Source organism: Bacteroides sp. ET71, assembly GCF_023336905.1.
In the GTDB taxonomy this organism is placed as follows: domain Bacteria; phylum Bacteroidota; class Bacteroidia; order Bacteroidales; family Bacteroidaceae; genus Bacteroides.
The window spans coordinates 1-2,258 of record NZ_JAMBLS010000077.1 but is presented as its reverse complement, the minus strand read 5'-3'; the positions used below and the strand labels follow the sequence as shown (position 1 = coordinate 2,258).

At 43.7% G+C, this 2,258-nt stretch carries 1 protein-coding gene; it reads left to right on the top strand.

The window, feature by feature from the left end; genetic code table 11:
• Nucleotides 1-17: 17 nt before the first annotated feature.
• Nucleotides 18-2,075, top strand: a complete 2,058-nt coding sequence (locus M3090_RS15130; RefSeq protein WP_249057657.1) for a beta-galactosidase — start codon at nucleotides 18-20, stop codon at nucleotides 2,073-2,075.
• Nucleotides 2,076-2,258 lie beyond the last annotated feature (183 nt).

The following is a 2,258-nucleotide window of genomic DNA, read 5'->3' as shown; positions in this document are numbered from 1 at the left end:
AAAAATAGAAACTATTTATGAAATTTGCCCGTTTTATTGTTTGCTTGGCCATGGGGCTGTCTTTTTTGGATGTGAAAGCCCAATATACTTTTGATGATGTTCTTTATGGAGCAGCTTATTATCATGAGTATATGCCTTATGATCGTTTGGACAAAGACATCGAAATGATGAAAAAAGCCGGCCTCTCTGTCGTACGTGTCGGCGAATCTGCTTGGGGCGTTTTTGAACCTCAGGATGGGGTCTTCAATTTTGAATGGATGGACCGGATTTTGGACAAACTTCATGAGGCCGGCATCAAAGTAATCTTAGGCACGCCTACTTATTCTATTCCGGCATGGCTTGCATACAAACATCCTGAAGTATTGGCCGAATATACCCACGGCAATAAGGCTTATTATGGCATCAGGCAAAATATGGACTTTACCAATCCTACCTATCGGTATTATGCTGAACGTATCATCCGGAAGATGATGGCACGTTATGCCAATCATCCGGCTATCATAGGATATCAGGTCGATAACGAAACAGAGGCCAGAGGTGTCAATAACCGGGATTATTTCATGGGATTCCGGGAATATGTGAAACAGAAGTTCAACAACGACCTTGCAGCCTTGAATAAAGAATGGGGATTAAACTATTGGGGGATGAACATCCATACGTGGGAAGAATTCTATCCCCGCGATGGTGTGACCAGTCCTTCCTATAAGAATGAATGGGAACGGTACAATCGTAAGGAAGTGGCCGACTTCTTGAACTGGCAGTGCGATATCGTGAATGAATATAAACGGGACGATCAGTTCGTTACCCATTGCTTCATGCCTTCTTTCCAGAACGTCGACCAGGTGGAGAGCTTCCGCCAGATGGAGTATCCGGCCATCAACGTTTACCATGACGTGCAAGACCGTCAGGACGGGCAATTCCTTACCTATGCCGGAGATTTTATGCGGACTGTGGCGGGAAACAATTACCTGGTTACAGAAACCAATGCGCAAGCTACCGGATGGGATGCGCGGGCACAATACCCTCCTTATGACAACCAACTGAGGCAGAACGTATATGGCCATTATGCCTCGGGAGCGAACATGGTGGAATATTGGCATTGGTCCACGCTGCATTATGGTCAGGAAACCTATTGGAAAGGGGTGCTTGGACATGATCTTGAGCCGAATAGGATATATAATGAATTCAGCGCCACGGCGGCCGAGCTGAAAAGAATCGGGAAAAAGCTGGTGAATCTGAAGAAAACCAACAAGGTTGCCATCCTGTATAGTCATGATTCATACCATGCGCTCAACTTCATGCCCTATACCGATAAGAGTAACTATCCGATTGATATGGTTCATAAGGCATTGTATTATCAGAACATTGAAACCGATATTATCCCCTGTGACAAGGTTCATGACTTCAGCCGCTATTCCATGTTGGTTATTCCGCCCTTATATGTCGCATCCGATGAGTTGCTGGAGGCTATTAACCGCTTTGTAGAAGGGGGAGGTTATGTTGTCATGATGCATAAAAGCGGTTATTGTAATGAACATTCTGCTGTGCGGGCTACATTGGCTCCGGGCCCTTTGCGCAAGGCGTGTGGCTTCTACTATCAGGAATATTCTACTATAGGTGCTATGTCTTTGAAGGATAATCCTTATCAGTTGGACGGCCAGCATCAAATCAGCGACTGGTATGAATTCCTCATACCGGAAACGGCTACGCCTTTGGCTTATGCCGATCATCCATTCTTTGGACGTTGGCCTGTTATTACACAAAATAATTATGGGAAGGGGCAGTTGACCTATATAGGTACATATCCTTCTCAGGATTTGTTGAATAAGATTGTTCGGGAGGTAGCAGTCAAGGCAGGTATCATCAAAGCCGACGGTTTCGTCTTTCCCATCATAATCAAATCGGGGGTAAATGCCGAAGGGAATAACATCCATTATGTCTTTAATTATAGCAGTCAGGAAAATAACATTCATATACCTTACGGCAAAGTGAAAGAGTTGATTACGGGGCGTAAGTATCGTCAAAATGATTCTTTATCGTTAGAGCCGTGGGGCGTAAGTATCTTACAGGAATAAATAGTATTCCAGATATAACACTTGCTGATTGACTTTATTTGCTATCTTTTTGTGATAAATTCTTGGATTTTATAAAGAGAAACTTTATTTTTGTCGCGTAAAACATGCACAAATATGAAAGTAGTCATTGCACACCATCACCATCATCATCATTCCGGCGAATAACACTCTTTGCACTATGGA

Bases quoted from the DNA above. Each gene is read 5' to 3' on its own strand.
- M3090_RS15130 (WP_249057657.1), top strand. From the start codon at position 18: ATGAAATTTGCCCGTTTTATTGTTTGCTTGGCCATGGGGCTGTCTTTT.